25 protein-coding genes and 1 pseudogene are annotated in these 26,389 nt (G+C 65.5%); 8 read left to right on the forward strand and 18 right to left on the reverse strand.

Annotation, left to right across the window (positions count from 1 at the left end):
- Positions 1–87: 87 nt before the first annotated feature.
- Positions 88–1,500 carry a purine-cytosine permease family protein gene (locus tag LDJ84_RS07955; protein ID WP_170860037.1) on the forward strand — a complete coding sequence of 471 codons (1,413 nt, stop codon included), beginning with the start codon at positions 88–90 and terminating at the stop codon, positions 1,498–1,500.
- Positions 1,501–1,561: 61 nt separating this feature from the next.
- Here the strand turns inward: LDJ84_RS07955 and LDJ84_RS07960 are convergent, their stop codons facing one another.
- The 3 genes from LDJ84_RS07960 to LDJ84_RS07970 are packed head-to-tail and all read right to left on the reverse strand — an operon-like array spanning position 1,562 to position 3,587.
- Positions 1,562–1,885, reverse strand: a complete 324-nt coding sequence (locus tag LDJ84_RS07960) for a hypothetical protein (RefSeq protein WP_226046167.1) — start codon at positions 1,883–1,885, stop codon at positions 1,562–1,564.
- Entirely contained in the window at positions 1,882–2,406 is a 525-nt protein-coding gene (locus LDJ84_RS07965) for a hypothetical protein (protein WP_024766945.1), read from the reverse strand. Before LDJ84_RS07965 ends, LDJ84_RS07960 begins: the two co-directional genes overlap by 4 nt.
- Entirely contained in the window at positions 2,403–3,587 is a 1,185-nt protein-coding gene (locus LDJ84_RS07970) for a PepSY-associated TM helix domain-containing protein (protein ID WP_024766944.1), read from the reverse strand. The genes LDJ84_RS07965 and LDJ84_RS07970 overlap by 4 nt, the downstream gene beginning before the upstream one ends.
- Before the next feature lie 287 nt (positions 3,588–3,874).
- Between LDJ84_RS07970 and LDJ84_RS07975 the strand changes: the two genes are divergently transcribed.
- From LDJ84_RS07975 to LDJ84_RS07985, 3 genes are all read left to right on the forward strand, one after another.
- Positions 3,875–4,495, forward strand: coding sequence for a hypothetical protein (locus tag LDJ84_RS07975; protein WP_226046168.1), 621 nt, complete (start codon positions 3,875–3,877; stop codon positions 4,493–4,495).
- Positions 4,492–4,812 (forward strand): transcriptional repressor, encoded by a 321-nt coding sequence (locus LDJ84_RS07980; RefSeq protein ID WP_024766942.1) that lies wholly within the window; start codon positions 4,492–4,494, stop codon positions 4,810–4,812. Before LDJ84_RS07975 ends, LDJ84_RS07980 begins: the two co-directional genes overlap by 4 nt.
- A gap of 267 nt (positions 4,813–5,079) precedes the next feature.
- Positions 5,080–6,186 (forward strand): NADH:flavin oxidoreductase/NADH oxidase, encoded by a 1,107-nt coding sequence (locus LDJ84_RS07985; protein ID WP_024766941.1) that lies wholly within the window; start codon positions 5,080–5,082, stop codon positions 6,184–6,186.
- A 59-nt stretch (positions 6,187–6,245) separates the two neighbouring features.
- On the opposite strand, the gene LDJ84_RS07990 is transcribed toward LDJ84_RS07985, so the two are convergent.
- Genes LDJ84_RS07990 through LDJ84_RS08000 form a run of 3 tightly spaced genes read right to left on the reverse strand, consistent with a single transcriptional unit; the run spans position 6,246 to position 8,271 of the window.
- Positions 6,246–7,052, reverse strand: a complete 807-nt coding sequence (locus LDJ84_RS07990; protein WP_065084922.1) for a hypothetical protein — start codon at positions 7,050–7,052, stop codon at positions 6,246–6,248.
- 26 nt (positions 7,053–7,078) lie between these two features.
- Entirely contained in the window at positions 7,079–7,480 is a 402-nt protein-coding gene (locus LDJ84_RS07995) for a TssQ family T6SS-associated lipoprotein (protein WP_226046169.1), read from the reverse strand.
- Positions 7,481–7,518: 38 nt separating this feature from the next.
- On the reverse strand, positions 7,519–8,271 hold the full coding sequence (locus LDJ84_RS08000) for a hypothetical protein (RefSeq protein ID WP_143514278.1): 753 nt from the start codon (positions 8,269–8,271) through the stop codon (positions 7,519–7,521).
- Between the two features lie 651 nt (positions 8,272–8,922).
- On the opposite strand from LDJ84_RS08000, the gene LDJ84_RS08005 reads away from it, so the two are divergent.
- Positions 8,923–9,252, forward strand: coding sequence for a hypothetical protein (locus LDJ84_RS08005; RefSeq protein WP_024766938.1), 330 nt, complete (start codon positions 8,923–8,925; stop codon positions 9,250–9,252).
- 98 nt (positions 9,253–9,350) lie between these two features.
- On the opposite strand, the gene LDJ84_RS30870 is transcribed toward LDJ84_RS08005, so the two are convergent.
- From LDJ84_RS30870 to LDJ84_RS08055, 11 genes and pseudogenes are all read right to left on the reverse strand, one after another.
- Positions 9,351–10,082, reverse strand: coding sequence for a cache domain-containing protein (locus tag LDJ84_RS30870; protein WP_376784727.1), 732 nt, complete (start codon positions 10,080–10,082; stop codon positions 9,351–9,353).
- A gap of 132 nt (positions 10,083–10,214) precedes the next feature.
- A pseudogene (locus LDJ84_RS30875) lies at positions 10,215–10,508 on the reverse strand (methyl-accepting chemotaxis protein); the annotation flags it as partial.
- A 198-nt stretch (positions 10,509–10,706) separates the two neighbouring features.
- Positions 10,707–11,183: an ester cyclase gene (locus LDJ84_RS08015; RefSeq protein ID WP_045209913.1), complete on the reverse strand. Its 477-nt coding sequence runs from the start codon at positions 11,181–11,183 to the stop codon at positions 10,707–10,709.
- An 86-nt stretch (positions 11,184–11,269) separates the two neighbouring features.
- Positions 11,270–13,132 (reverse strand): FAD-dependent oxidoreductase, encoded by a 1,863-nt coding sequence (locus LDJ84_RS08020; protein ID WP_226046170.1) that lies wholly within the window; start codon positions 13,130–13,132, stop codon positions 11,270–11,272.
- Positions 13,133–13,410: 278 nt separating this feature from the next.
- Positions 13,411–14,835 (reverse strand): gamma-aminobutyraldehyde dehydrogenase, encoded by a 1,425-nt coding sequence (locus tag LDJ84_RS08025; RefSeq protein WP_226046171.1) that lies wholly within the window; start codon positions 14,833–14,835, stop codon positions 13,411–13,413.
- Between the two features lie 102 nt (positions 14,836–14,937).
- The gene (locus tag LDJ84_RS08030; RefSeq protein ID WP_024766933.1) at positions 14,938–15,744 is read right to left on the reverse strand and encodes an ABC transporter permease; all 807 of its coding nucleotides are present in this window, start codon (positions 15,742–15,744) and stop codon (positions 14,938–14,940) included.
- A complete protein-coding gene (locus LDJ84_RS08035) occupies positions 15,734–16,684 on the reverse strand; it encodes an ABC transporter permease (protein WP_038803387.1) in 951 nt (316 codons plus the stop codon). The genes LDJ84_RS08030 and LDJ84_RS08035 overlap by 11 nt, the downstream gene beginning before the upstream one ends.
- A gap of 1 nt (position 16,685) precedes the next feature.
- On the reverse strand, positions 16,686–17,714 hold the full coding sequence (locus LDJ84_RS08040; protein ID WP_038803388.1) for an ABC transporter ATP-binding protein: 1,029 nt from the start codon (positions 17,712–17,714) through the stop codon (positions 16,686–16,688).
- Positions 17,715–17,909: 195 nt separating this feature from the next.
- Complete coding sequence (gene ydcS, locus LDJ84_RS08045; RefSeq protein ID WP_024765696.1) at positions 17,910–19,055, reverse strand: putative ABC transporter substrate-binding protein YdcS; 1,146 nt, start codon at positions 19,053–19,055, stop codon at positions 17,910–17,912.
- Positions 19,056–19,174: 119 nt separating this feature from the next.
- Complete coding sequence (locus LDJ84_RS08050; protein WP_024765695.1) at positions 19,175–20,629, reverse strand: gamma-aminobutyraldehyde dehydrogenase; 1,455 nt, start codon at positions 20,627–20,629, stop codon at positions 19,175–19,177.
- A gap of 177 nt (positions 20,630–20,806) precedes the next feature.
- Positions 20,807–21,718, reverse strand: coding sequence for a LysR family transcriptional regulator (locus LDJ84_RS08055; RefSeq protein ID WP_024765694.1), 912 nt, complete (start codon positions 21,716–21,718; stop codon positions 20,807–20,809).
- Positions 21,719–21,968: 250 nt separating this feature from the next.
- Here LDJ84_RS08055 and LDJ84_RS08060 point away from each other — a divergent pair, with 250 nt between their 5' ends.
- The 3 genes from LDJ84_RS08060 (at position 21,969) to eco (ending at position 24,264) form a co-directional block, all read left to right on the forward strand.
- Entirely contained in the window at positions 21,969–22,685 is a 717-nt protein-coding gene (locus tag LDJ84_RS08060) for a tellurite resistance TerB family protein (protein ID WP_065084717.1), read from the forward strand.
- 197 nt (positions 22,686–22,882) lie between these two features.
- A complete protein-coding gene (locus LDJ84_RS08065) occupies positions 22,883–23,671 on the forward strand; it encodes a tellurite resistance TerB family protein (RefSeq protein ID WP_024765693.1) in 789 nt (262 codons plus the stop codon).
- Between the two features lie 110 nt (positions 23,672–23,781).
- Entirely contained in the window at positions 23,782–24,264 is a 483-nt protein-coding gene (gene eco / locus LDJ84_RS08070; RefSeq protein WP_024765692.1) for a serine protease inhibitor ecotin, read from the forward strand.
- A 112-nt stretch (positions 24,265–24,376) separates the two neighbouring features.
- On the opposite strand, the gene LDJ84_RS08075 is transcribed toward eco, so the two are convergent.
- Positions 24,377–26,353, reverse strand: coding sequence for a tetratricopeptide repeat protein (locus LDJ84_RS08075; protein ID WP_226046172.1), 1,977 nt, complete (start codon positions 26,351–26,353; stop codon positions 24,377–24,379).
- Positions 26,354–26,389: the final 36 nt, after the last annotated feature.

Consider the following 26,389-nt stretch of genomic DNA (forward strand, 5'->3'; position numbering starts at 1 on the left):
CCGCTGCCGCCCCGGCGAATCAGGAAACGCTGTGCATAACAACAACAGCGCGGCTGGGCGAACGTCCGGCGGCGAGGAGAACGCTTCATGGCTGGTAAGTCCCTGATCGAAACCCGCTCCATCGATTACATTCCCCAGGCTGAACGGCACGGCCGCCTGTTCAGCCAGTTCACCCTGTGGTTCGGCTGCAACCTGCAGATCACCGCCATCGTCACCGGCGCGCTGGCGGTGGTGCTGGGCGGCGATGTGTTCTGGTCGCTGATCGGCCTGCTCATCGGGCAGATATTCGGCGGCGTGGTGATGGCGCTGCACGGCGCCCAGGGGCCCAAGCTCGGTCTGCCGCAGATGATCTCCAGCCGCGTGCAATTCGGCGTGTTCGGCGCAGTGATCCCGCTGGTGCTGGTCTGCGTGATGTATGTCGGCTTCAACGCCACCGGCACGGTGCTGGCGGGCCAGGCCATCGGCCAGTTGGCCCATGTCAGCGATACCGTCGGCATCCTGGTGTTCGCGGCGGTCATCGTCGCGGTGACAGTCTGCGGTTACCGGGTGATCCACTGGCTGGGCAAGGCCGCCAGCGTGCTGGGTATCGTCGCCTTCGCCTACCTGTTCGTGCGTCTGCTGTCGGTCAACGACATCGGCGTGCTGCTGGAGAACCGCCACTTCGCCTGGAACACCTTCCTGCTCGCCGTTTCCCTGGCGGCGTCCTGGCAGATCGCCTTCGGGCCCTACGTGGCGGACTACTCGCGCTACCTGCCGAGCGAAACCTCGTCGCCGAAGACCTTCTTCGCGGTGGGCCTGGGCTCGGTGCTCGGTTCGCAGACGTCCATGGTCCTCGGCGTGTTTGCCGCGGCGCTGGCCGGCAAGGAGTTCTCCGGGCAGCCGGTGGCTTACGTGGTCGGCCTGGGGGCGAGTGGCATGATGGCGTCCGCACTGTTCTTCAGCGTGGCCTTCGGCAAGGTGACCATCGCGACGTTGAACGCCTATGGCAGCTTCATGTGCATCGCCACCATCATCAGCGGCTTCCGTGGCCAGTTGAAGGTCACGCACCTGCAGCGTCTGCTGTTCGTGCTGGCGATCGTCGGCCTGTCCACCGGCCTGGCGCTGGCCGGGCAGCACTCTTTCCTGGCCGCGTTCAAGTCGTTCCTGCTGTTCCTGCTGGCGTTCTTCACGCCGTGGAGCGCGATCAACCTGGTGGACTACTACTGCATCACCCGCGAGCGCTATGACATCCCCGCGCTGTCCGATCCCGACGGCCGCTATGGCCGCTGGAACTGGACCGGCATCGGCGTCTACTGCTTCGGTGTGCTGGTGCAGATGCCCTTCATCGACAGCGGTTTCTACACCGGCCCGTTGGTGGAGACGCTGGGGGGCGTGGATATCTCCTGGCTTATCGGCCTGCTGCTGCCGGCCTTGGCCTACTACTGGCTGGCCGCCAGGAGTCAACGCTCAGTGCCGGCCGCGCTGGTGCTGCCGGGGCAGGGCGAGTCCTCCGCTGCCTGAGGGACGGTGCGCCGCTATTGGCGCACCCTCGCTTCCCGGACGGGGGCTCGGCTGATTGCGCTCAGAGCCCCCGGATCTCGCTCGGCTCGACTTCCACCTGATAGCCCGGCCCGACATCGAAGAGGATGTAGAAGTCCTCGTCGGGGCGCTTGAAGGTCAAGCTGGAATCCGCGCCCAGCCTGCCGGGGGCCAGCACCCGGTTGTCGGCGGCGCTCATCACGTCCAGGGTCACACCCGGGGCGTCGCTGCCGTCGGTGAAGCCGCCAACGCAGCGGATGGTCTCGGCATCCAGCGCCGTGCATTCGCAGAAGGGCGCGTGGGCCAGGGCGCTGGCGCTGGCGGCCAGGCCGAGCAGCAGGGCGCTGTGCTTGATGATCGCTTTCATCGATTGCTCCGGGTCTTTTCCAGCCAGGCCACCAGCGAAGGCGAGGCCTGGTCGAGAGGGATCTGCGCCTGGTGCACGGCGCCATCCCAGCCTTCCACGGTCAGCCACAGCTTGTCGGCCGGGGTGACCCGAGCCGGGATCGCGACTTCCGCGAACTGCTGGTGCGGCGCACCGGCGAACAGCCCGCCGGCGGCCCGCAGGCTGCGCGGTTCGCCGATACGCAGGTAGGCGGCCTTCACCTGTGCAGAGCAGCTGTCGCAGAGGGCCAGGGTAAAGGCCTTGACGAAGCCGGCGCGGCCTTCGTCTTCCGGTTCGCCGACTTCCCATTCGGCCATGCGCGCGGTCCAGGGGCCGACCTGCAGATTGCCGATCTCGCGCTCGCCCAGGCCGCGCAGGCCACGGTCCAGTTTCGCCTCGTGGAAGTACTGCGGCATGAAGCCCAGGGGAATCAGCACCAACAGGGCGCTGAGGTGGAAACGCCAACGCAGCCATAGGCGGCGCAGCTTGCTGTTGCCGCTCATTGGCTGGCCTCCGCGGTGGCCGCGACAGCGATGCGCTCGCGGGCTTTCTGCTTCTTCAGTTCCTTGGCGGTGGCGATCAGGGTGCGCTTGCTCCAGATCATCAGGCCGCTGAGCACCATCATGCTGAGGATCAGGCCGAACACGAACCAGATCAGCTTGACCCACACGCCACCGAAATCGCCGGTGTGCAGCGGGCGCATGGACTCGGTGACGAACTCCAGGCCCGAGCGGTCGCCCAGCAGGCGAGTTGAGGCGATGCTGCCGTCATAGGGGTTCACCTGGGCGCTTTCGGACATCAGCGGGTACCAGGCCTTGCCGAAGATGGTCACCGGGTCGTAGGCGCTGGAGGGCAGGCGGAAGAAGGTCGGCTCGAAGCCGGGAATCCGTTGCTGCGCGGACAGCACGGCGGCGTCCAGGCCGATGCGCGGTGGCGCCTTGCCGTCCGCGCTCAGTGGGATGCTGTCGCGCTGGATGATGGTCGGTACGCCCTCGCTGGAGATGGAAATGCTGTTGTCGAACAGCACCGCCTGGATCAGGAACCAGGTGCCGGTGATGGAAATCACCGCGATGAACCAGATCGACCAGATACCCATCAGCCGGTGCATGTCGCCCCAGAAGATGCGCGCGCCCTGGCGCAGGCGCAGGGTCGGCTTGAGGAAGCCGCGCCAGAAGCGCTTGTACACCACCAGGCCGGTGACCAGCGAGGCGAGCATCGGCAAACCGAGCAGCGATACCAGGTACCAGCCCCAGCTGAAACCGTGGTTGAAGGGCACCAGCCACCAGCCATGCAGTGCACGGGTGAACTGGCGGAAGTCGAACAGCGGCATCTTGCCCTGGATGACCCCGGTATAGGGGTTCACGTAGAGCATGGCGGTAGCGCTGTCGGGATAGGTGACGCTGACTCGCAGCGCAAAATGCGTTTCGCTGGGTGCGCTGATCATGCGCACGGCGGCCTGCGGTTGCTGCTGGGCCATGGCGGCGAGTACCTGATCGTAGCCCAGGCGTTGGGCGTCATCATCCGGCGGATTGGCGCGCACGGACGGATCGGCCAGCCAGACAATCTCCTGGCTCACCGTGGCCAGGGTGCCGGTGATGCACACCAGGAACACGAAGAACCAGATGGGCAGGGCCAGCCAGCTGTGGACCAGGAACCAGAGTCTGGAGCGGGATTTCTTGGACATGGGGAATCACGGCCACACAAGGGAAAGGCAATGGAAAAGGCCCCCGCCGGACAAGGCCGGCGAGGCGCGAAGACACCCAGTCGCAGCGGTGTTCTAGGAGTAAGGACGGATGAGATCGAAAAACCGGCCATCTGCAGTTGCAAATAAATGTTTCGGTGCGGTTTTCGCGGTCTTTTCCATTTCTTTACACATTTTCTGTGCGTGTTTTTTGCGGCTCATCCGTCTTGTATGTGAAAGCGATCGATTCGCAACGGAAGCGAACTTCAGCCAGACAACAGGAGAACCGCATGACCTTCTACCTTCGCCAGCTCACGCTGCTGGCCGTGACGCTGAGCTGTGCGCCATTGGCCAACGCGGACTACCTGTGGCTGGAACGCAATGCAGGCCAGAGCGCGAAAAGCTATTTCAGCGAACAGCAGCCCGGCGAGCACCTGCCGGTGACCCAGTTGCAGAACGCTCACGTCGTGCTCGGCGAGGGCAAGACGGCGCCGATGAAGGCTGGGGTCGAGTCCTTCGATATCGGCGCCGTGCCGCCGGGCGACCTGCGCGTCGCCGCCCAGCGTGCCGAAGGCAGCACCCTGACCATTTATCAGGCCCGCGAGGGACGCACCGAGACCCGGGCGCAGAATGATCTGGAGCTGGTGCCCACGACGCCCGGCGGCAATACCTTCGCCCTGCACTGGAAGGGCACCGTGGTGCCGGCCTCGCAGGTCAACGTGTACACCTCCGAGCAGTGGAGCCGCAGCCTGAAGCCGGCAGCCGACGGCACCGTGACCCTGGCCACGCCGTTCCCGGCGCGCTACGTGCTGGAGGTCTCGGCCCAGGTCAACGGCGGTGCCAGCGTCGACGGCAAGCGCTACGACAGCGTGATCCACGTTTCCACCCTGTCCTTCGAGGTGCGCCCATGAGAGTTGCGATCAAAGCCAGTCCGGTGATCCGCCCACGCCTGCCGCGCCCGGCCCGGCAACTGCTGGAACATGCCGGCCTGCGCAGCAGCCTGCCGCGGCTGAACATCCTCGATGCGCTGGTGGCTTGCCGCAAGGCGACTGCCGTAGAGCTGCACGCCTACCTGGAGGAGCCAGGGCTGCCCATCTCCCTCAGCTGCGTCAGCCAGACGCTGCGCCGCCTGCACCTCTCCGGCCTGCTCGAACGTGACGAGAACAAGCGCTACAGCCTGGCACCCGGAGCGGTGGCGGCCATGGGCAAGTCGAGCGAGTTGCATTGACGACGGTGGCTCCCCTGTGGGAGCGAGTCATCTCCCGCGATCCGGCCTGCAGGCCGGCTCAGCGCGTCGCCATCGGCCCTGGCGGAGCCGAGATTTCGCGCAAAAGCTTCGTTCATACATCAGCCAGTGCAATAGCAGGCCGTGCGCATTGAACCCGCCAGGCTCCGTCAGTGGTCGGCGGCGGCCACCTATCGTCGGGACCTATCCTTAGGCGATCCCGGTCTACAGTTGAAGTGACAAGTTCTGAAGACCCGAGGGAGTGCCACCATGAGCCAGTTGTTCGAGCCCCTGACCCTGCGCCAGCTGACCCTGTCCAACCGTATCGCCGTATCCCCCATGTGCCAGTATTCCGCCCAGGACGGCCTGGCCAACGACTGGCACCTGGTGCACCTGGGCAGCCGCGCAGTCGGCGGCGCCGGCCTGGTGATAGTCGAGGCCACGGCGGTCGCCCCGGAAGGGCGGATCAGCGCCGAGGACCTGGGCATCTGGAATGATGAGCAGGTCGAGCCGCTGCGGCGTATCACCCGTTTCATCGAGTCCCAGGGCGCGGTGGCCGGCGTGCAGCTGGCCCATGCCGGACGCAAGGCGAGTACCTGGGCACCCTGGCTGGGCAAGCACGGCTCGGTGCCGATCAGCGAAGGCGGCTGGACACCGGTGGCGCCCTCGGCCATCGCCTTCGACCCACAGCACACCGCGCCCATCGCCCTGAGCGAAGAGCAGATGTCGACCATCAAGCATCAGTTCGTGCGCGGCGCCGAGCGGGCCCTTGCCGCCGGCTTCAAGATCGCCGAGGTGCATGCCGCCCATGGCTATCTGCTGCACCAGTTCCTCTCGCCGCTTTCCAACCAGCGGCGCGACCAGTACGGCACCTGCTTCGAGAACCGCATCCGCTTCCTCCTCGAAATCACCGAGGCGGTGCGTGCGGTGTGGCCGCAGGAGTTGCCGCTGTTCGTCCGCCTGTCCGCCACCGATTGGGTGGAGGACGGCTGGAACCCCGACGAGACCGTTGAGCTGGCACGGCGCCTGAAGGGCCTGGGGGTGGACCTGATCGATGTGTCTTCCGGTGGCACTGCGGCCAACGCCGAGATTCCCGTGGGGCCGGGCTATCAGACGCAGTTCGCTGAGCGGGTGCGCAAGGAAGCCGGTATCGCCAGCGGCACCGTCGGCATGATCACCGAACCGGTGCAGGCGGAACACATCCTGCGTACCGGGCAGGCCGACCTGATCCTGCTGGCCCGCGAGCTGCTGCGCGATCCGTACTGGCCGCTGCACGCCGCCGATGAGCTGGGCGGGCAGCCGGTGCCGTGGCCGGCGCAATACCTGCGCGCCGCGCAACGAGGTACGCCCAAACGCAAGGCCTTCGGGCAGGCCTGAGGCCGGACGGGCTCACTCCCTGGACGTTCTGCGGCAGCCACCAGACCGGTGGCTGCCGATCATCTGCGGACGCTTTCCTTGAACTGGAACAGCGCTGGGCGCAGCGGGGTGGTGAAGGAGCGCTTCTCTTCGTCGAGCGCGGTGGTCACTGGCGTGCTGTCTACGCTGTTGATGACCCAGGTGTCCCCTTCGTGTTTCAGCGAATAGGCCAGCGGCACGCCGTTCCTGAGCACGGGCTCGGGTCTCGCGCGCGCCAGGGCATACAGTGTGACTTCGTAGGCTTCGGCTTCTCCGGTCTGGCCGCGGTCGACGGGAACCAGACGCGCATAGTTCAGCACGGCAGAACCGGGTAGGCGCCCCAGCAGGTGTTCCCCCAGCGAGGCCTCGGCATAAAGCGGATAGTAAGTGGGGGCGGGCGTGCTGACGTCGACAACGTGAAGAAAGCCGTAGAGTCGCCAGTCGCCAGCTCCGAACAGACCGGTGCCGGGGCCCGCCAGTACCTGGTAATGGCGTTTCGGCAGCTTGATGTCCAATAGGCGGGTGTTGCGCATGTCCAGCCGTGGGAAATTGCCCCAGGGCGTGTCGATGGCGTCGAAGCGCTTGCTGCCGATCACCACCGAGGCGGCCTCTCCGGCAATTTCCAGGTAGGACGGCGCGTTCTTCACGTCGGTGCGGTATTCGGTGCCGGCTTTCGACTCCTGCGGGGTGAAATGGGAGCCCAGCACGGAGGTGGAAACCTGTTCGACGCTCCAGAGGCTCTCGACAGCCGAGTTCAGGCTTTCATGCGTTTCGGCTTGGGCGAGCGGTAGCACCGACAGCAGCGGTAGCGACAGGAGGTAGCGGCGTAGCCGGTGAGTAAGCGGCATGGAAGTCTCGCGATCAGGAGAGAGGTTCAACGGCGCGCCGCCTGGACGAACACCGATCCCCAGAGGGGATGGCTGGCTTCGGCAGTTCCCGGGTGGAAGGTCGGATCGATCTGCAGGGCGCGGTCGAAGGCGAAGCGGCACTGGATCGGTCGTTCGGTCACGCAATAACTGAACGCCAGGTACTTGAGGGCCTTCAGTTGTACCTGCGCATCGGCGCGCCAGATGGCTGGCGAGAGGAACGTCTGTTCGGCCAGGTAGTAATTCCCGGCCTCGTATGCGCGCAGGCCTTCGTCGAAGGTGTGCTCGGCGAGTACCTGGGCATCATCCGCAGGTGGTGCGGGCGGTGCCTCGCGCTGGCTGCTGCAAGCGGAAACCGTTACCAGGCAGGCGATCAGCAGCGGTGTCGAGAGAGTGCGCAGAGTCTTCATGGAGGGATCCATACAGGTCAAAGGGGGCCGGCCGACGTTTATTGGAGGCTGTGTCGGAGCGTCACGGATTGTCCTGCGGAAATCTGCACATCCTGTCTGTAGGCCGGCAGGTCGGGGTTGCGCAGTTCGATTCGGTAACTTCCCGGTGGCAGTTGCAGCTTGAACAGGGGCGGGCTGATGCCGCGCTTCCTGCCGTCGATCCAGACTTCGCCCCAGGGCTGAACGATGACGCTCAGGGTGCCTGTTGCGACGGGCGCAGGCGTACTGCCAGGTGGCGTCGGGCTCATGGCCTTGCTGCCGGTGACGGGCATGGCCTGGGTGCGCTGCGGATGAGGCTTGTGTTTCTGCTCGGCTGCGGCCATGGGAGCTGACGGCCGTTTCATCACCGGAGCCGATACTTCATGGGGCGCCGGCGTGGGGGCTGGTGCTGCTGCTTGAACCGGATCGATGGGAGTAGCCGGCGTGGCCGGTACGGCTGCATCGGAGAGCGGGGCAGCCTGTTCCTCCGGCACCGGCTCGGATGGCGGAATGACCAAGGGGCCGTCGTCCATGGGTTCCTGGGTGACGGTATCGAGGCTATCTGCCGGGGACGCTGATCGGTCCACCACGCCCTGCTGACCGGGCTCTACCTGCGAGAGCTTGTCCGGCGCGGGTTCGCTCGGGAGATTGAGTTCATCATCGAGAGCCCAGGGTTGCCACAGCGCCAGCAGCAGAGCGGTGACCAGCGTCCCGACGATGACGCCGGCGATCAGCGGCCAGTTGACGGCCGGTCGGGGGACGGGCGTCAGCAAGTACGGCTCGGCCGTCGGCAGAGGCTCGACCGGCACCTGCGGAGCCGGCCGGGCGATTGTGGGGAGCGGGGCAGGTAGTGCGGCCACCGGGCGCGGCGGCAGTGTGTAGGTGGTACCGGGGCCATCCCAGGAGCTCAAGGCTTCCGTGGGAACCGATCGAGCCGGCTCGCTGGGAAATGTTTCGCTCTCGTCGATTGCATACGAGACCCCCATTGCTGCCTCGCCGGAGGGGGCTTCGGGAAGCGAGCCATTCGGGTCGTTCCATGTATCTGGCGGGCAGGGAGTCTTGGCGTTCGGTTCCATCGGCTACATCTTCAAGGGGTGACGCGAGGTGAGGCTTGCTGGCTTCAGGCCGCAGGCAGATCGCCATACAGCAGGAGCAGAAATACAAAGCTGGAAAATGGCCGCGGATCATAGGAAGCGGGGGCCTTTCGGCTCAAATGCGCCGAGCTTTTTCCTGGGCTGGGACGGGGAAATGAGCATCAGGTCGCGCTTTACGAGCGGAATACGCGGCTGAAGGAAAGAGGTGACTCAATGGTCAGGAAAAGAAATGAAATGTGATATCTGTCGCAAGATGGCGATCTGATGTTACTCTTTGGGCGCTCGCGCAAGGATCGCGCCACTACCCACCAGAGCATCACTGGAGCACGCATGGACGCTTCTGCAACGCCTGCTGTCATCCCGCAATCGGAAATCGCCCTGCTGGCGAACATCCTCGCCCTCGCCACCCGCAACATGTCGAACCTCAGCACCCTGATCACCCAGTTGTCGGTGGAGCTTGGGCATAGCCCCGATCCGCACCTGCAGCGCGTGGGGCAGCGAGTACTCGCGGATGTGGATGTGCTGTCGAAATCACTGGATACCCAGTGGGAGCTGATCGGCGCGCTCTCGCGCTTCTGTCCGTTGCTGTCGCGCACGCCACTGGCGAAGCCGGCGCTGGTGACGGAAATCCATATCACCGAGTTGCCGGACAGGACCTAGGCATACGCCCAGGCTCGCGAGCAAGCTCGATCCTACCGATGCCTACAACGCTGGAGCCGACCTGGCAGGAGCGATCTTGCTGGCGAACAGTGCGGTGCTTACTCGCCGGCCTTGGCCAGTTCGAAGCTCATCAGCAGCGCCCATGGCGCATCGCTGTCGCCGACGCGGATCGGTTGCAGCAATTCCACGCGCTGGCCTTTCACCTGTTCCCAGGCCTTGCCCTGGGCGATGGCGTTGCGCGCCTCCTGCGGCAGTTCGCTGGCCTTGTCGCCCAGGCGCTTAGGGTCGGCGTGGGTGACGTAGACGCCCGCGTTGGAGAGCAGGGCGTAGCGACCATTGCCCATCGGCGCCAGCTTGCCGAGGCTTTCCTGCAACTGGTGCAGCGTGTAATCGGCGCCGAGGATGCCGAGGAAGCGGCCGTTGGAATACATGGGCGACATGAACGAGGTCATCAGCACGGTGTTGCCGCCGACGCTGTACTCGTAGGGCTCCATAAACACGTCGCGGCCCTTGTCGCGGGGGATCTGGTACCAGTCGCCGCTACCGTCGGCCTTGTCGTAGCCGACCAGGCATTCGCGCTGGGCCACGCCGCTGCCCCTGTGCCAGTAAGCCATGAGGCGGCCGCTGGCGTCGTGGCCGGGGCTGTCGATGAACTCGCGGTCGCGGCCGTCGAAGGCGTTTGGCTCGCACCCGCAGGCGAAGGCCAGCAGTTCGGGATTGCGGGTCAGATATTCGTGCATCACTGCGTCGATCTGCTCGCGCTGGGGGCCGAGGTTGCGGCTCTTCATGCCGAGGATGAAGTGCTTCAGGCCGTAGAGGGCGGTGGCCATCACGGCGAAGCGCGCTTCCAGGCGCTGGGTTTCGCTGGCCAGCACCACGCGGGCGGTGTCGAGCAGGCTGGAATGCTCGGCCTGCTCGACATCGGCCAGGGCCTTGGCACTCTCGCTCTTGATCGAGGCGACGACGTTGCCGATGTCGGCGGTGGCGTTGGCCGACTGGGTCGCCAGGCGGCGCACCTCATCGGCGACCACCGCGAAGCCACGCCCGCTTTCCCCGGCGCGGGCGGCCTCGATGGCGGCGTTGAGGGCCACCAGGTTGGTGTTCTTGGCGATCTGCTTGATGACTTCGGAGACCTTGCTGATCTCGGTCCAGCGCACATTGAGGTCGGCGATAAGCTGCTTGACCTGGTCGATGGTGGAGCGGGTGCTGGAGCTGTCTTCGGCGCTCGTGGGCCGGCTTTCGAGAGTGGTTGGCATCGGTGGGCACACTGCAGTGGCGGATGATGGCAGGGGTAGGCGAGGGCTTGTCTTCTTGTTATGTCAGCCGCGCCTTCCGGCGCGGCTGTAGAACACAAATGCTGGATATCGACCCGTAGGGCGAATAACGCGTAGCGTTATCCGCCGCCACGCTGGACGGCGGATAACCCGCTCCGGGTTATGCGCCCTGCGTTTCCGTTACCAGCCCAACTGCTTGTGCAGGCCGAGGGCGTCGTAGTAATCGCCCTGGTAGACGATCTTGCCGTCCTTGACCTTCACGTAGCTCACACCGTCGAACGACAGCGGCTTGTTGGTCGCCGGGGTCTGGGCATCCCAGGCGCCGGTGTTGGTGCCGCTGAAGGTCCACTGGAAGGCGATGCCGTCCTTGTCGACGATCGGCTTGCCGTTCATCTTCCATTTCAGGTCCGGCACGGCCCCCACGAACACCTTGATCACGTTGTCACGCGCGGCATCGCGGCCCTTCTGCGGGGTGCCGACGGTGACGTCGAAGTACTCCGCATCCTTGGCCAGATAGCCGGCGGCCTTCTCGGCGTCGTGGGCGTTCCACGCGGCCATGTAGGCATCGACGATCTGTTTAGGCGACTCTGCGGCCTGTACGAGACCGGCAAAGGTGAACAGCGACAGCAGGTAAAACGCTCTGACGAGGTGACGCATGCTTGCCTCCGTTGCGGGCGTGCCCGCGGGTTGTCGGCCGGATGGCCGTTGGATGTGGCGCCACGCAGGGTGTGGCGCCGGGGATATCAGGACAGTTCACCCACCGCGCGCCAGGCCTCGTCGATGGCGGCATGGGCATAGGCGTCCCAGGCGGCATCGGAGTTGGCGATGGTGACGTTGCCGACCTTGGTGCGGGCCAGGTTCATCAGTTTTTCGCTCTCTTGCTCATCATCGAAGAGGCTGTTGGAGAAGTACGAATAGCCGTGCGACCAACGGTTGATGGTGATCGCCTGGATATCCTTCTGGTGGTCGAAGCCGGCCGGGCCGAGCATGGCCTGCAACTGGTCGCGGATCATGCCTTCCATGTATTCGAAGCTCATGCCGTAGAGCTTGCCGCGGCCCACGCGGGCCTGGGTGCGCGCGTCCATGCCGGTGTTGGGGCTGGTGGGCACGTAGACCATGTGCAGCTCGATGGGCTGGTTCGGGTCGCGCGGGTGGCTGTAGCCGCCGATGTCCACCGGGTAGTCCAGCTTCACGCGGCTGTACGGCTGGCTGGGGGCGTAGATTTCGTGCACGCCCAGCTTCATGAAACTCTGCCAGTTGCGGATCACCACCTTGGTGTACACCAATGGGAACTTCACGTTCTGCGCCAGGGCGTGGGACTGCTCGGCGGAGAGGTCGCGCAGTAGGTACGGGATGATCATGTTGTAGCAGGCCAGCACGCAGTGCTTGCCACGCACGCGGTGCAGGGCGCCGGCGCGGCTGTAGCCGACGTCCACGCCGCCGTCGCGGTTCTTCACGCTCACCGCGGTGCTGTTCAGGCGCAGGCGCACGGCGTTGTTCGGCTGGTCCAGTTTCGAATAGTCGAAGGTGGCCAGGACGATGTCGTTCATGTCCTTGCCCGGCGCCACGCCCGGGATCAGGCCGCGCACCAGCAGACGCGCCAGCGAGGCGTTGCCGTCGGGGAAGTGGTAGATGTACGGCTCTTCCATCTCGGACCTGGCTTCCTCGCTGATCGGCGAGAGGTCCATCGCACCGAAACCGGGGAAGCCCACGGAGTAGGCCGAATCGGCGGAGACGGCGTCGATGCTCAGCGCGGAGAAGTCGTTGGTGCGGCTGAGGAAGTAGCGGGTGGCGGCTTCGCTCAGGCCGACGTCCTTGCGCAGGAAGTCCTGGTAGCTGGTCTTGGCCAGGTGCGCTTCCTTCTCCTCGCGGGTCTTGCCGGCGAGGTAATCCTTGGGTGCTTCGTGCAGGTCGATCAGCGCCTGGCGGTCGGCCTCGGGCAGCGGGAAGTCGCCGATGAAGGCGCGCCAGCTGCGGGCGTTGAGTTTTTCCGGGGCGATGTCGTCGGCCACCATGGGCGTCGGGTCGCCGCTGACCATCTTCGCCTCGCCGAAGCCGGCCTTGTCGAAGAACACGCCGCGCGACAGGCCCAGGTTCGGGTAGAAGTCACGGTCGAAGGCGGTTTCGAAGCGGTCGACGTCGACGTTGAGCTGCTTGAGCAGGTTGTTGACCGTGTCGCTGTACAGGTGCTTGGGCGACTGGAAGGCTTCGCTGCCGCCGTAGCCGAGGATCATCCGGCCGCCGGCCTGGAATTCGTTGCGCTTGGCGTGGCCGCCGAAGTCGTCGTGGTTCTCGATGATCAGCACGCGCGCCTTGGGGTGCTTCTGCCGGTAGAACCAGGCCGCGGACAGGCCGCTGATGCCGCCGCCGACCACCACCAGGTCGTACTGCTCCTCGATCTTCAGGCCATCGGTGTCGAACACCTTCTTCTCCCAGCCCATCTGGTGCGCGACCTCGAACGCGCCGGGATGGCTGCCACGCATGCCGGTCAGGGCAGGCGGGTAGTAGCGGCCGGACGGAGCGGCCTGGAGAAGTTGCAGCGGGGTGAGGCCCGCGCCGATGGTGAGGGCAACGCCGTTGAGGAAGTCGCGGCGGGTGATGGTCATGGGAAGTCCTTGCAAGGTGATGGCCCGGGGCAGGGCTGTCATGGTTTTGCCCTTCCACACCGGAAGGGTTTGCGGCATGCGTGGCCGCGCGGCGGTCCCGGTCGAGCGGGGCGCCGATTTGAAGCTTTTGATCTTTACGGTGTAACGAGGAACCAACGACCGCGCGAGCTAGAGCAGGACGAGGCGGAAACGGGGACGGGCCCAGGAGTTTACGAGCTGTAAATGACTGGGCCCGTCCCCGTTTCCAACGCTGTACTGCCGACGCGCAGCCGGTCGTTTTAGTGCTTGATCATTACGTGGCGGATGGCGGTGTAATCCTCGAGACCGTACATGGACATGTCCTTGCCGTAGCCCGACAGCTTCATGCCGCCATGGGGCATCTCGGTGGTCAGCATGAAGTGCGTGTTGACCCAGGTGCAGCCGTACTGCAGGCGCGCGGACAGGCGGTGGGCGCGGCCGATGTCGCTGGTCCACACCGAGGAGGCCAGGCCGTAGTCGGAGTCGTTCGCCCAGGCCAGCGCCTGCGCTTCGTCGTCGAACTCGGTGACCGAAACCACCGGGCCGAAGATTTCGCGGCGCACCACTTCGTCGTCCTGGCGGGCGCCGGCGAGCACGGTCGGCTCGAAGAAGAAGCCTGCGCGGTCGGCACGCTTGCCGCCGGTGACCACTTCGATGTGCGGCACCTGGCGGGCGCGCTCGACGAAGCCGATCACGCGCTCCAGGTGCTGTTCGGTGATGACCGGGCCCAGCTCGGTGTTCGGGTCGTCCTGCTCGCCGTACTGGATGCTGGCAACCGCTGCGCCGAGCTTCTCGACGAACTTGGCGTAGATGCCTTTCTGCGCGTAGATGCGGCAGGCGGCGGTGCAGTCCTGGCCGGCGTTGTAGAAGCCGAAGGTGCGGATGCCTTCCACGGCGGCGTCGATGTCGGCGTCGTCGAAGATGATCACCGGGGCCTTGCCGCCCAGTTCCATGTGCATGCGCTTCACGGTGTCGGCGGTGCCGGCGATGATGCGGCTGCCGGTGGCGACCGAACCGGTCAGCGACACCATGCGCACTTTCGGGTGGGTGGTCAGCAGCTCGCCGACGCTCGGGCCACGTCCGAACACCAGGTTGACCACGCCAGCGGGGAAGATGCCGGCCATCAGCTGCGCCAGGCGCAGGGCGGTCAGCGGGGTCTGCTCGGAGGGCTTGAGCACCACGGTGTTGCCGGCGGCCAGGGCCGGGCCGAGTTTCCACGCGACCATCATCAGCGGGTAGTTCCACGGCGCGATGGAGGCGACCACGCCCACCGGGTCGCGACGGATCATCGAGGTGTGGCCCGGCAGGTATTCGCCCGCGGCGGAGCCTTGCATCACGCGGCAGGCGCCAGCGAAGAAGCGGAACACGTCGGCCACCGCCGGCAGTTCGTCGTTCAGCGCGGCGGCGTAGGGCTTGCCGCAGTTGTTGGACTCCAGGCGGGCCAGTTCCTCGGCATTGGCGTCGATGGCGTCGGCCAGTTGCAGCAGGAGCATCGCGCGGTCTTTCGGCGCGGTCTGCGACCAGTTGTCGAAGGCGGCATCGGCGGCCAGCACGGCGGCGTCGACCTGGGCCGGGGTGGCCTCGGCGATTTCCACCAGGGTGGTGCCCAGGGAGGGGTTCAGGATGGCGAGCTTCTCGCCTTCGCCAGCGACCAGTTGGCCGTTGATCAGCAGGTGGGTTTGCATGGTTGAGTCCTCTTGGTCAGGAACGTGGTGCAAATTCGGTTGGGTGTTTCTTTTTAGGGGCCTGCCGGTTTTGAGCCGGCGGGCCTGAGGGGTTCTGTTGGCTTACTTGCCGCTCCCCGCCACGCCCTCGCCACCCTTGGTCAGGTAGTAGGCGCCGAGGATCGGCAGCATGGTCACGATCATCACCAGCATCGCCACCACGTTGGTCACCGGCACGTCGCGCGGGCGGCCCAGCTGGTTGAGCAGCCAGATCGGCAGGGTGCGTTCGTGGCCGGCGGTGAAGGTGGTGACGATGATCTCGTCGAAGGACAGCGCGAACGCCAGCATGCCGCCGGCCAGCAGCGCCGAGCCGAGGTTGGGCAGGATCACGTAGCGGAAGGTCTGCCAGCCGTCGGCGCCCAGGTCCATCGAGGCTTCGATGAGGCTGTGCGAGGTGCGGCGGAAACGCGCGATGACGTTGTTGTAGACGATCACCACGCAGAAGGTCGCGTGGCCGATGACGATGGTCAGGAAGCCCGGCTCGATGCCGAGGGTCTTGAACGCCGACAGCAGCGCGATGCCGGTGATGATGCCGGGCAGGGCGATCGGCAGGATCAGCATCAGCGAGATGCCTTCCTTGCCGAAGAAGTCGCGGCGGTACAACGCGGCGGCAGCAAGCGTGCCCAGGAGCATGGCGATCAGCGTGGCGACGCTGGCGATCTTCACCGACAGCTCGATGGCTTCGAGCACGTCCTGGCGCGCGAAGGCGACGCTGAACCAGTGCAGGGTGAAGCCCTTGGGCGGGAAGCTGAAGGCCGCGTCCTCGGTGTTGAAGGCGTACAGGAAGATGATCAGGATCGGGAAGTGCAGGAACACCAGCCCGCCCCAGGCAGCTGCTTTGAGCCCCCAGGAAGCTTTCTCAGAGTGCATCGAAGGCCCCCAGACGTTTGACGATGGAGAGATAGACGGCGATCAGCACAATCGGCACCAGGGTGAAGGCGGCGGCCATCGGCATGTTGCCGATCGCGCCCTGCTGGGCGTAGACCATGCTGCCGATGAAGTAGCCGGGCGGGCCCACCAGTTGCGGCACGATGAAGTCGCCCAGGGTCAGGCTGAAAGTGAAGATCGAGCCGGCGGCGATGCCGGGGATCGACAGCGGCAGGATCACCTGGAAGAAGGTCTGCCGCGGGTGCGCGCCGAGGTCCGCCGAGGCCTGCAGCAGCGACGGCGGCAGGCGCTCCAGGGAGGCCTGGATTGGCAGGATCATGAACGGCAGCCAGATGTACACGAACACCAGGAAGCGCCCGAAGCTGGAGGTGGACAGGGTGTTGCCACCGATCCCCGGAATGCCCAGCAGCAGGTTCAGCACGGGCTCCAGGCCCAGGTGCTGGACGAACCACATGGCGACGCCGCCCTTGGCCAGCAGCAGGGTCCAGGCGTAGGCCTTGACGATGTAGCTGGCCCACATCGGCATCATCACGGCGATGTAGAAGAACGCCTTGGTCTTGCCGGTGGTGTAGCGCGCCATGTAGTAGGCGATGGGGAAGGCCACCGCGCCGCTGGCGATGGACACCGCGACGGCCATCAGCACGGTGCGCTGGATGATGTCGAAGTTGGAGCCACTGAACAGCGAGCCGAAGTTGGCCCAGGTCAGGTCCGGCGTCACCGTCATGGTGAAGTCGTCGAAGGTGTAGAAACCCTGCCACAGCAGCGTCAGCAGCGAGCCGAGGTAGATCGCGCCGAACCACAGCAGCGGCGGGATCAGCAGCAGCGAGAGGTACAGCGTCGGCTTGCGGTAGAGCAGGTTGGACAGGCGGCGCAGCGGGCCATTGCTGGCCGCCGGCAGCGCTGCATTCATCGTCAGTTCCATCTCACGCGCCCTCGTTCAGCACCACCATCGCCTCGCGCGCCCAGCGAGCGGTCACGCGCTGGCCCGGCTGGTGGGCGAGGTCGATGTCGGCCCACTGGCTGTTGGCCTGGCTGAGGCAGAGGTTCTGGCCGTTGTCGAGACGGATCTCGTAGCGGGTCGCGGCGCCCTGGTACTGGATGTCGTGCAGCAGGCCGCTGATCTCGATGTCCGAGGTGGCGCGCTCGCCGTTGGCGAAGGTGATGTGCTCCGGGCGGATGGAGAAGGGCTGGGCGTTGCCGGTCAGGCTCTGGGCGATGTCGCCGCGCAGCACGTTGGAGGTGCCGACGAACTCGGCCACGAACGGAGTCGCTGGCTTCATGTAGAGGTTACGCGGGGTGTCGACCTGCTCGATGCGGCCCTTGTTGAACACGGCCACGCGGTCGGACATGGACAGCGCTTCGCTCTGGTCGTGGGTGACGAAGATGAAGGTGATGCCCAACTGGCGCTGCAGCTTCTTCAGCTCGCTCTGCATCTGCTCGCGCAGCTTGAGGTCGAGGGCACCGAGGGGTTCGTCCAGCAGCAGGACGCGCGGGCGGTTCACCAGGGCTCGGGCCAGGGCAACGCGCTGGCGCTGGCCGCCGGAGAGCTGCACCGGCTTGCGCACGCCGTAGCCGCCCAGGGCGACCATGCCGAGGGCTTCTTCGGCGCGCTTCAGGCGTTCGGCCTTGCCGATGCCTTTCACCTTCAGGCCGTAGGCGACGTTCTCCAGCACGCTCATGTGCGGGAACAGCGCGTAGTCCTGGAACACCGTGTTGACGTCGCGCTGGTAGGGCGGCAGGCCCGCGGCCTCCTCGCCATGGATGCGGATGGAACCTGCGCTGGGTTGCTCGAAGCCGGCGATCAGGCGCAGGCAGGTGGTCTTGCCCGAACCCGACGGGCCGAGCATGGAGAAGAACTCGCCGTCCTTGATGTCGATGGACACCCGGTCAACGGCTTTCACCTCGCCGAACTGGCGGGAGACCTGGGTGAATTGAACAGCGGGGGTGGTCATGGTGCACGCTCCAAGGGGCAGGAATCCGGCGCGGCCGGGCCCTGCCCGTAAATCTGAGATACGGGTGAATCGATGCGAATTGGGTGGGGCGGGAACTCCCTCTCCCTCTGGGAGAGGGCCGGGGTGAGGGAAGCCACGGCACACGGCCGGGCCCTCACCCCCAACCCCTCTCCCAGAGGGAGAGGGGAGCCGAAATCAACGGCCGCCCATGATCCCGATGTAGTCCTGGGTCCAGCGGCTGTACGGGACGAACTTGCCGCCCTCGGCCACCGGGGTCTTCCAGAACGCGATCTTGTCGAACTGGTTGTAGCCGTTGGTGGCGCAGCCTTCGCCGCCCAGCAGGGTGCTGGCCTTGCAGCCTTCCGGCACGGCCGGCACCGAACCGAACCAGGCGGCCACGTCACCTTGCACCTTGGGCTCCAGCGACCAGTTCAGCCACTTGTAGGCGCAGCTCGGGTGCTGGGCTTCAGCGTGCAGCATGGTGGTGTCGGCCCAGCCGGTGACGCCTTCTTTCGGGAACACGGTGGCGATTGGCTGACCTTCGGCCTTCAGGGCGTTGGCCTGGTAGGGCCAGGCGCTGGAAGCGGCGACGCCTTCGTTCTTGAAGTCGCTCATCTGCACGGTGGTGTCGTGCCAGTAACGGTGGATCAGGTCATGCTGCTTGCGCAGCAGTTCGACCACGGCGGCGTACTGCTTCTCGTCGAGCTGGTACGGATCGGTGATGCCCAGTTCCGGCTGGGTGGCCTTCAGGTACAGCGCGGCGTCGGCGACGTAGATCGGGCCGTCGTAGGCCTGCACACGGCCCTTGTTCGGCTTGCCGTCGGGCAGGTTCTGCGCGTCGAACACGACCTTCCAGCTGTCCGGCGCGGTGGGGAAGACCTTGGTGTTGTACATCAGCAGGTTCGGGCCCCACTGGTACGGCGCGCCATAGGTCTTGCCGTTGACCACGTACCAGGCGGCGTCCTTCAGGCGCGGGTCGATGTTCTTCCAGTTGGGGATCAGCGACGGATCGATCGGCTGCACGCGCTTGCCGTAGATCAGGCGCAGGGAGGCGTCGCCTGAGGCGGTGACCAGGTCATAGCCGCCCTTGGCCATCAGGCTGACCATCTCGTCGGAGGTGGCGGCGGTCTTCACGTTGACCTGGCAGCCGGTGTCCTTCTCGAACTGGGTGACCCAGTCGTAGTTCTTGTCGGACTGGCCGCGCTCGATGTAGCCGGGCCAGGCGATGATGTCCAGGCGGCCTTCGCCTTTGCCGACTTCCTTCAGGGCCTCGGCGGCCTGGACGCCGGCGCTGGCCAGCAGGGCGGTGGTGATGGCACTGAGCAGTGCGGTCTTGCGCATCGGGTGTCTCCCTCTCGTTGTTGTCTCTATTGGTGGGGCAGTTCAATCGAGCAACATCCCTCTGACGGCTTGGCGTCGGGGCGTTTCTTATGTGCCGGCGGGCGACCCCGCCGGATGGTTCAATCCAGTTGCTGGCCGTGGCGCGCCATGATGTGGCGCACCACGCTGTAGTCCTGCAGCGAGTCGCTGGACAGGTCCTTGCCGTAGCCCGAGCGCTTGAGCCCGCCGTGGGGCATCTCGCTGGCGAGCATGAAATGGGTGTTGATCCAGGTGCAGCCGTACTGCAGGCGGTTGGCGATCTGGAAGGCCTTGTCCAGGTTCTGCGTCCACACCGAGGAGGCCAGGCCGTATTCGGAGTCATTCGCCCAGTCCACCGCCTGCTCCAGCTGGTCGAAGCGGGTCACGGTGACCACCGGGCCGAACACTTCGCGCTGGACGATCTCGTCCTGCTGCTTGCAGCCGGCCAGCAGGGTCGGCTGGTAGTAGAAACCGGGGCCCGAATGCACGGCGGCGCCGGTGACGCGCTCGATGTGCGGCTGGCCGAGGGCGCGCTCGACGAAGCTGGCCACGCGGTCGCGCTGGCGGGCGCTGATCAGCGGGCTGATCTCGTTGTCGGCGTCGCGCTTGCGGGCGAAGCGGATGCTTGCCACGGCATCGCCCAGCTCGGCGACGAGGCGGTCATGGATGCCCGCCTGTGCGTAGATACGGCAGGCGGCGGTGCAGTCCTGGCCAGCGTTGTAATAACCATGGGTGCGTACGCCCTGGACCACGGCGTCGAGGTCGGCGTCGTTGCAGACGATCACCGGCGCCTTGCCGCCAAGTTCCAGGTGCGTGCGTTTGAGGGTGCGCGAGGCGGCCTGGAGAATCTTCTGTCCGGTGACGATGTCGCCGGTGAGCGAGACCATACGCACCTTCGGGTGGCTGACCAGATGGCTGCCGACGCCTTCGCCGCCGCCGCAGACGATATTGATCACGCCGGCGGGGAGGATTTCCGCCAGCGCCGGCGCCAGCGCCAGGATGCTCAGCGGGGTGTGTTCGGACGGCTTGAACACCAGCGTGTTGCCGGCGGCCAGCGCAGGAGCGATCTTCCACGCGGCCATCATCAGCGGGTAGTTCCACGGCGCGATAGAGGCGACCACGCCCACCGGATCGCGGCGCACCATGCTGGTGTGGCCGGGCACGTATTCGCCGGCGAGCTGGCCCTGCTGGCAGCGCACGGCGCCGGCGAAGAAGCGGAACACGTCGGCGGTGGCGGGGATGTCGTCCTGGCGCGCCAGGTGCAGTGGCTTGCCGCAGTTCAGCGATTCCAGCTGGGCGAGATCGTTCGCGCGCTTGTCGATGGCATCGGCGATGGCCAGCAGCGCGGCGGAACGTTGTGCGGGTGTAGTGCGGGCCCAGGCGGGGAAGGCGCGGTGCGCGGCGGCGATGGCCTGTTCGACCTGATCGATGGAGCCGTCGGCGATGCTGATGAGGGTCTCGCCCGAGGTCGGGTTGATGATCGGCTCGGCCATGCCTTCGCCGGCGACCAGTTGGCCGTCGATCAGCAAGGCGGTATGCAGGGTTGCGCCGGTCATCTTGGAAACTCGTCTTTTATCTGTCTTGTTTTCGGGGGCCATGTGCGTGCTCCGGCGTAGGGGCGGTGCCCGGAACTTGGCCCTTTGGTATGGGACGAGAGACTAGAGTCCGGGCGTGGGGTCGACAAATTCTAATTACTGAAAGCGCCGTTCGATTAAATCGAACGCTGTAAGTCTCTAGATCGAAAGGCGTTTGGCGTTCGGCTGCTCTCGGGCGACGGTGAGGAACGGGTCCACCAGTGCCGGCCGCGCGGTGCCGCGACGCCACGCCAGGCCGACATCCAACGGCTCGGACAGGTCCACCAGCGGCCGCGCCTCGATGATGTCGCCTTCCAGCGACCAGGGGCGGTAGGTCATGTCCGGCTGGATCGACAGGCCCAGGCCCGCCGCCACCAGGCTTCGCACCGCTTCCACCGAGGCGGTGCGCAGCGTCACCTGTGGCACGAGTCCGGCGCGCGACCAGATGCGCTGGGTATGCAGGCCCATCTCGTCAGCGTTCAGCTGGATCAATGGCTCGCCCGCCACATCGGCGAGGGCGATGCTGTCGCGCTCCAGCAGCGGATGCTGCGCCGGCAGCCAGAGGCGGTGTGGCGAGTGAGTAAGCACCTCCGTCTGCAGGGCGTGGCGGTCTTCCAGGTTGGAGAGGATCAGCACGCCAACATCGATCTCGCCACTCACCAGCAGGTGCTCGATGTACGGGCGTTCGTCCTCCACCACGCGGGTCTTCACGTTGGGGAAGGCGCGCTGGAAGCGGTTGATCAGGTCCGCCAGGTAATAGCCCGCCACTAGGCTGGTCACCCCGATGGTGAGGCTGCCGGCTACCTGATCGGTGCTCTGCTGCAGGCTGCGCTTGGCGTTCTCCACCGTGGCCAGGATCAGGTGTGCCTGGCGCAGGAACTGGTGGCCCTGGTGGGTCAGGGTCATGCCCTTGGCGTGGCGGTCGAACAGGCGTACGCCGATCTCTTCTTCCAGTTGCTGGATGGCCAGGGTCAGGGTGGACTGGGAAATAAACACTGCCTGGGCAGCGGCGGAGATCGAGCCGGTCTCGGCAACGGCGATGAAGTGGCGGATCTGGCGGAGCGTCATCATGGTGATTGGCCGCTGGTGCGCGGAGCCTCGATCTAGAGCCTTGTCTAGCCAGTCTCGGCGCATTTCATTGTTGATTATCGAAAATCTATAGGAACATTCTTTTTAATCGAATGAAAGCGGCCTATTTGCCCTGCGGACCCGCCGGCAAAGGCCCGCAATATCCGGAAGCACTCTGCGTCTGCGCTGTGACAAGACTGCGAGCTAGAGTCGGGGGCCTGACTTTTCATCTCGATAGCTAGCGGAGATCGCCATGAACACACGTGGCCTGCTCGACCAACTGCTCAAATCCGGGCAGGAACTGATGCAGAACAAGGGCCTGACCCAGCAGGGCGGCGGCCAGGGCGCGCAAGGCGGAAAGGGCGGCCTGGACCTGGGCAGCCTGCTGTCCGGCGCCGGTGGCGGCGCCCTGGCAGCCGGTGCGCTGGGCCTGCTGATGGGTAGCAAGAAGGCGCGCAAGGTGGGCGGCAAGGTTGTCGCCTATGGCGGACTCGCGGCGCTGGGCGTGCTCGCTTACAAGGCCTACGGCAACTGGCAGCAGAAGCAGGCCAGCGCTCCGCGCGGCGAGCCGCAGACCGTTGACCGCCTGCCGCCGGCACAGGTCGAGCAGCATAGCCACGCGATCCTGCGGGCCATCGTCGCCGCCGCGAAAGCCGACGGACATATCGATGATCGCGAACGCCAACTGATCGATGGCGAGATTGCCAAGCTCACTGGCGACGTCGAGCTGCAAGGCTGGCTCGAGCGCGAACTGGCCAAGCCGCTGGACCCGGCCGAAGTCGCTCGCGCCGCCACCAGCGAGGAAATGGCTGCCGAGATGTACCTGGCCAGCCTGCTGATGGTCGACGAGACCAACTTCATGGAGCGCGCCTACCTCGATGAACTGGCGCGCCAGCTGAGTCTCGACGCCGGCCTCAAGGTCGAGCTGGAAGCCCAGGCGCAGAAGGCGCTGGACGCGGTGCCCGCCTGAGTGGCGTGACCTTCCTCGCATCCGCTGGATAAAGGGCGCGGCTGCGCCGCTTCGCCTGGCACCCGATGGTGCCGGGCATCAGTCTCCGTCGCCGGGCGTCCCGACCATTCCGGGCCGGCTGGCGGACGGCGCTGGCGCGTCGGTGTGGCGGGACTATCGTTGCCCAACGCACACCGCGCGATGGCGAGGGACTGGTCATGAACACAACCGATCTACTGGAACAACTGCTGCGGGCCGGACAGGGCTCGGCGGCGCAACAGCAACAGGGCGGCGCCGGTGGCGCGGACCCGCTCGGTGGCCTGGGTGGCCTGCTCGGCGGGCTGCTGGGCGGCGGCGGAGGCGGCGGACTGGGTTCGATTCTCGGCGGTGGTAGCGCGGGCGGCTCCGGTGGTGGTGGGCTGGGCGGACTGGGCGGTGTGCTGGGCAGCATGCTCGGTGGCGGCGCCAGTTCCGGCGGCGCTCCCCAGGGGCGTTCCACGGGTGGCGGCGTCAACTACGCCATGCTCGCCTCGCTGGGCATGATGGCCTACCAGGCCTATCAGAACTGGCAGCGCCAGCAGAATGCCAATCCCTCGCAGCAGCAATCGCTGACCACCGTCGACCAGCTCGATGGCCCCGAGGCCGAAGCCCATAGCCACGCGATACTCACTGCCATGCTCGCGGCTGCCAAGGCGGACGGCCGTATCGATGAGCGCGAGCAGGCGGCGATCCAGGCAGAACTGCAACGCCACGCCGGCGAGCCCCAATTGCAGGCCTGGATCGACGCCGAAATGCAGAAACCACTGGACGCCGCGGACGTCGCGCAAACCGCCCAGGGCGATCCGGCCGTGGCCGCGGAAATGTACCTGGTCAGCGTGATGCTGGTGGACGACCAGCAGGACGCCGAGCGCACCTACCTCGATGAATTGGCCTACAACCTCAACCTCGCCCCGGAACTCCAGGCGCACCTGGAACAGCAGGCGAAGGCCGGTGGTGAAGTAGCTTGATACAACTCAGGGCACGACCGTAGGAGCATTCGTACAATCTGACGGTCAGAGAGGCTCGGACGAACGCATCCTCGCGGTGCGTTCGTTCCTCAATTCTGCAAGGAGGCTTCATGCCGTTCGCTCGTTTCACCCTGCCCACCGCGCTGTTGCTCAGCGCTACCGCCACCCTGGCCAACGCCGCCAAACTGGAAGACGTCGCGCCCTATCCCAAGGCCGAGGACGGCTTCGTCCGACAGGTCATCCATCTGCCCAAGCAAGCCCATGAAGAGAACTTCAAGGTCGAGATCCTCGCCGGCAAGACGCTGAGCGTCGACTGCAACCGCCAGCGCCTGGGCGGCACCCTGGAAGAGAAGACCCTGGAAGGCTGGGGTTACTCCTACTACCGCCTGGACAAGGTCAGCGGCCCGGCCAGCACCCTGATGGCCTGCCCCGAGGGCAAGAGCAAGAAGGACTTCGTCCCGGTAATCGGTGAAGGCTTCGTGCTGCGCTACAACAGCAAACTGCCCATCGTGATCTACGCGCCGAAAGACGTCGAAGTCCGTTACCGCCTCTGGTCCGCCTCCGACAAGGTCGAGCACGCCCGCGCGGAGTGACCCTTCCGCTCCTGCTTTTGTAGGAGCGAGCTTGCTCGCGAACAGGCTTCCCCCGGCTCCGGCGCCGGGTGGGTTCGCGAGCAAGGACTGGGCGTCCCCCTCGGTCCTGCAACTAAACCGCCAGCACAACCTCGGAGCGCTCTTCCGGCTCGGTGCAGTGGTGCTGCCAGATTGCCTGGTACAAGGCTTCCAGATTACGGGTGAAACGCGCCGTGTCGAACAACGGCGAGTCCATCCGCGCTGCCGACAGCCGCTGGCGCAGCTCAGTGCGTGCGCTGTCGTTGAGGGCCAGGGCTTTCAGCCGCTCGAAGCAGTCCTCTGCATCCTTCGCTACCAGTTCGTCAAAACCATGCGCCTTGAGCAGGCTTCCCGCCACGCGGCTGGTAAAGGTCTCGCCCAGTCGAGTGATCAGCGGTACCCCCACCCAGAGCGCATCACTGGCCGTGGTATGCGAGGTGCAGGGGAAACTGTCCAGGGCCAGGTCGGCGAGGGACAGACGGGCCAGATGTTCATCCTGCTTCAGGCGCGGTGCGAAGATCAGGCGTTCGGCGGCCACTCCACGCTGCTGTGCCTCGCGCCGAAGATTGTCGCGGGCCTCCTCGACCTCGGGCTCCAGCAGCCAGAGCACGGCCCCAGGCACCTCCCGCAGCAATCGGCACCACAGGTCGAATTCGCCCGGATTGAGCTTGAGCAACTGGTTGAAACTGGCGAACACCACGCCTTGTTCCGGTAGCCCGACCTCCGTTCGACCAGGCGGCGGGTTCAAGGGGCGGTCCCGGTCATTGGGTTGGTAGCTATGGGGCATCAGCGCCAGCGTCTCGCTGAAATGCGCAGCGTGCTCGGCTGGCGTCACGGTCGGATCACCGATCAGGTAATCCGCCAGGCGTGGATGCCCCAGGCTGCCCGGATAGCCCAGCCAATTTATGATCACCGGCGCCGGCCGCAATGCGGTGATGCCCTGGCGTGCGCCGGTGGTGTAGCCCTTCAGGTCCACCAGGATGTGCAGGCGCTGCTCGGCGATCAGCTTCGCCGCCGCCTCGTCGGACAGCTCGCGCAGGTTGTGGCGGTGCAGGCCAGTTGCGGCGATGCGGCGGGTGAAGTCATCGTCGCGCTCGGGGCTGTAGTCGAATAGGTGGATATCCACCCTGGCGCAGTCGTGCGCCTCCAGCACGCCCATCATCAGGTGCATCGCCGCGTGGTCATAGAAGTCGCTGGACAGGTAGCCGATGCGTAGGCATTCGCCCTCTGTGGGCTCGCTGCTCAAGGGTGAGGCGAGCAGCTCCTGTGACCAGCGCGACTCGGCAAAGTGGCGAGCGGCATCACGGTGTAGTTCCGGGGAAAGTCCGGGCAAGTTGATCAGGCTCCAGGGGGTGAACGCATCCTGTGGTGATGTTTGCAGTTTCTGCAGAAGCTCAGTGTCAACTGCTGCCAGTTGGGGCCAGCTACCCAGTGTGCGCAGAGCCAATTGCAAATCGTCCCATTGCTTGGCCTCGGCAAACCATTTAGCGGCCTCGCTGAAGCGTTTTCGATTTCGTAGCGCTCTGGCCAGTTCCAGTTGGAGGTCGGTTCTATCCGGGCCCAGCGTGAGTGCTTGAGTAAGAACGGGAATAGCCGTCTCACTTTGGCCGCATTCGCACAGGTGGTTCCCAAAGTTTTTGTAGGCCAGGAGGTAGCCGGGGTTGCTGGCAATGGCCTGGCGGTAAAATTGTTCGGCTTCTGCGTAGCGGCGTTGCTTGTTACAGAGGTTCGCCAGGTTGTTGGCCGCTTGTGCATTCCGTGGTTGTAGTTGCAGGCAGCACCGGAATGCCTCCTCCACGGCGTTGTCATTGCTCAGTGCTCGCTCGGCCAGAGCCAAATTCAAGTAATAGGTAGCATCCTTGCGTACGGTTAGGGCGCGCTTGATCAACTCTCGCGCCAGTGTTGCCTTGCCTTGGCTTAGACAGGCGACTCCGCACAAATGAAGAGCCTCGGCGTTGCGCGGTTGGCTACGAAGCAGTTGTCGCGCCAGAGCTTCACCACGAGCGGGGGCTCCGCTGTTGAGCGCATCGACAATGGTTTGTACTGACAGTCTGGGTTGGCGCTGGCGCATGAAATGTCTCCAGTATGGGATGCCGATATCTTCAGG

The sequence above is a fragment of the Pseudomonas sp. HS-18 genome, from assembly GCF_020401845.1.
GTDB lineage: Bacteria > Pseudomonadota > Gammaproteobacteria > Pseudomonadales > Pseudomonadaceae > Pseudomonas > Pseudomonas nitroreducens.

Bases quoted from the DNA above. Each gene is read 5' to 3' on its own strand.
- LDJ84_RS08040 (WP_038803388.1), bottom strand. From the start codon at position 17,714: ATGACCACCCCCGCTGTTCAATTCACCCAGGTCTCCCGCCAGTTCGGC.
- LDJ84_RS07965 (WP_024766945.1), bottom strand. From the start codon at position 2,406: ATGAGCGGCAACAGCAAGCTGCGCCGCCTATGGCTGCGTTGGCGTTTC.
- LDJ84_RS08020 (WP_226046170.1), bottom strand. From the start codon at position 13,132: ATGACCATCACCCGCCGCGACTTCCTCAACGGCGTTGCCCTCACCATC.
- LDJ84_RS30870 (WP_376784727.1), bottom strand. From the start codon at position 10,082: ATGGCCACCGCCCTCTACGGCCTGAAGCACTTCATCCTCGGCATGAAG.
- LDJ84_RS07975 (WP_226046168.1), top strand. From the start codon at position 3,875: ATGACCTTCTACCTTCGCCAGCTCACGCTGCTGGCCGTGACGCTGAGC.
- LDJ84_RS07980 (WP_024766942.1), top strand. From the start codon at position 4,492: ATGAGAGTTGCGATCAAAGCCAGTCCGGTGATCCGCCCACGCCTGCCG.
- LDJ84_RS08050 (WP_024765695.1), bottom strand. From the start codon at position 20,629: ATGACCGGCGCAACCCTGCATACCGCCTTGCTGATCGACGGCCAACTG.
- LDJ84_RS08060 (WP_065084717.1), top strand. From the start codon at position 21,969: ATGAACACACGTGGCCTGCTCGACCAACTGCTCAAATCCGGGCAGGAA.
- LDJ84_RS07955 (WP_170860037.1), top strand. From the start codon at position 88: ATGGCTGGTAAGTCCCTGATCGAAACCCGCTCCATCGATTACATTCCC.
- LDJ84_RS07985 (WP_024766941.1), top strand. From the start codon at position 5,080: ATGAGCCAGTTGTTCGAGCCCCTGACCCTGCGCCAGCTGACCCTGTCC.
- LDJ84_RS07995 (WP_226046169.1), bottom strand. From the start codon at position 7,480: ATGAAGACTCTGCGCACTCTCTCGACACCGCTGCTGATCGCCTGCCTG.
- LDJ84_RS08075 (WP_226046172.1), bottom strand. From the start codon at position 26,353: ATGCGCCAGCGCCAACCCAGACTGTCAGTACAAACCATTGTCGATGCG.
- LDJ84_RS08030 (WP_024766933.1), bottom strand. From the start codon at position 15,744: ATGCACTCTGAGAAAGCTTCCTGGGGGCTCAAAGCAGCTGCCTGGGGC.
- LDJ84_RS07960 (WP_226046167.1), bottom strand. From the start codon at position 1,885: ATGAAAGCGATCATCAAGCACAGCGCCCTGCTGCTCGGCCTGGCCGCC.
- LDJ84_RS08065 (WP_024765693.1), top strand. From the start codon at position 22,883: ATGAACACAACCGATCTACTGGAACAACTGCTGCGGGCCGGACAGGGC.
- LDJ84_RS07970 (WP_024766944.1), bottom strand. From the start codon at position 3,587: ATGTCCAAGAAATCCCGCTCCAGACTCTGGTTCCTGGTCCACAGCTGG.
- ydcS (WP_024765696.1), bottom strand. From the start codon at position 19,055: ATGCGCAAGACCGCACTGCTCAGTGCCATCACCACCGCCCTGCTGGCC.
- LDJ84_RS07990 (WP_065084922.1), bottom strand. From the start codon at position 7,052: ATGCCGCTTACTCACCGGCTACGCCGCTACCTCCTGTCGCTACCGCTG.
- LDJ84_RS08005 (WP_024766938.1), top strand. From the start codon at position 8,923: ATGGACGCTTCTGCAACGCCTGCTGTCATCCCGCAATCGGAAATCGCC.
- eco (WP_024765692.1), top strand. From the start codon at position 23,782: ATGCCGTTCGCTCGTTTCACCCTGCCCACCGCGCTGTTGCTCAGCGCT.
- LDJ84_RS08025 (WP_226046171.1), bottom strand. From the start codon at position 14,835: ATGCAAACCCACCTGCTGATCAACGGCCAACTGGTCGCTGGCGAAGGC.
- LDJ84_RS08055 (WP_024765694.1), bottom strand. From the start codon at position 21,718: ATGATGACGCTCCGCCAGATCCGCCACTTCATCGCCGTTGCCGAGACC.
- LDJ84_RS08035 (WP_038803387.1), bottom strand. From the start codon at position 16,684: ATGGAACTGACGATGAATGCAGCGCTGCCGGCGGCCAGCAATGGCCCG.
- LDJ84_RS08015 (WP_045209913.1), bottom strand. From the start codon at position 11,183: ATGCGTCACCTCGTCAGAGCGTTTTACCTGCTGTCGCTGTTCACCTTT.